Here is a 914-nt window from a genome sequence, read left to right on the forward strand (position 1 = left end):
GGAGGAAAATGGCCAAGAAGAGCATGAAAAACCGTGAGCTGAAGCGTCAGCTCACTGTTGCCAAGTACGCCACCAAGCGTGCAGCGCTGAAAGCTATCATCGTTGATCTGAACGCAAGTCCAGAAGCACGTTGGGAAGCTACCGTAGCTCTGCAGAAGCAACCACGTGACGCAAGCGCTGCGCGCATGCGTAACCGTTGCCGCCTGACTGGTCGTCCGCACGGCGTTTACCGCAAGTTCGGCCTTGGCCGTAACAAGCTGCGTGAAGCTGCAATGCGTGGTGACGTGCCAGGTCTGGTTAAAGCCAGCTGGTAATTGCTGTCAAAGTCTCGATGTTCGGGTTCGCAAGAACCTGACCATCGGTGGCCTTGAATCTGAATCAAGCCCCTTTTGGGGCTTGATTCATTTCTGGGGTGTGTCTAGAATGACCGGCTCGCCTGAGCCCGTGTTTTTCATGCCCGGAAGTTCTCGGCGACAAGTAGTAGCCGCAAGGCTAATTTTTCTGTATTAGGAGCGTCTAGCCCATGAGTATGCAGGACCCGTTAGCGGACATGCTAACTCGAATCCGTAATGCCCAGATGGCTGAAAAGTCTGTCGTAAGCATGCCGTCTTCCACGTTGAAGGTGGCTGTAGCAAAAGTCCTGAAGGACGAAGGTTACATCGCGGATTTTCAGATCACCACCGACGCTAAGCCGTCGTTGTCCATCGAGCTGAAGTACTTCGAAGGCCGTCCGGTTATCGAAGAAGTGAAGCGCGTTAGTCGTCCAGGCCTGCGTCAGTACAAGTCCGTTGAAGATCTGCCGAAAGTTCGTGGCGGTCTTGGCGTGTCTATCGTCTCCACCAACAAAGGTGTGATGACGGATCGTGCTGCGCGCGCTGCCGGTGTCGGCGGCGAAGTTCTTTGCACTGTGTTCT

Annotated in this window: 2 protein-coding genes; both read left to right on the top strand. The window is 54.5% G+C overall.

From position 1 onward, the window contains the following. Positions 1-8 precede the first annotated feature (8 nt). Entirely contained in the window at positions 9-314 is a 306-nt protein-coding gene (rpsN, locus tag ACIPZE_RS28960; RefSeq protein WP_007918460.1) for a 30S ribosomal protein S14, read from the top strand. 209 nt (positions 315-523) lie between these two features. Further along, the coding region (gene rpsH / locus ACIPZE_RS28965; protein WP_007918458.1) for a 30S ribosomal protein S8 at positions 524-914 on the top strand (391 nt) is incomplete at its 3' end.

This window comes from Pseudomonas sp. NPDC089741 (genome assembly GCF_044748825.1).
GTDB classification, from domain to species: Bacteria; Pseudomonadota; Gammaproteobacteria; order Pseudomonadales; family Pseudomonadaceae; genus Aquipseudomonas; species Aquipseudomonas helmanticensis.

Coding starts and splice junctions, on each gene's coding strand:
- rpsN (WP_007918460.1), top strand. CDS start 9: ATGGCCAAGAAGAGCATGAAAAACCGTGAGCTGAAGCGTCAGCTCACT.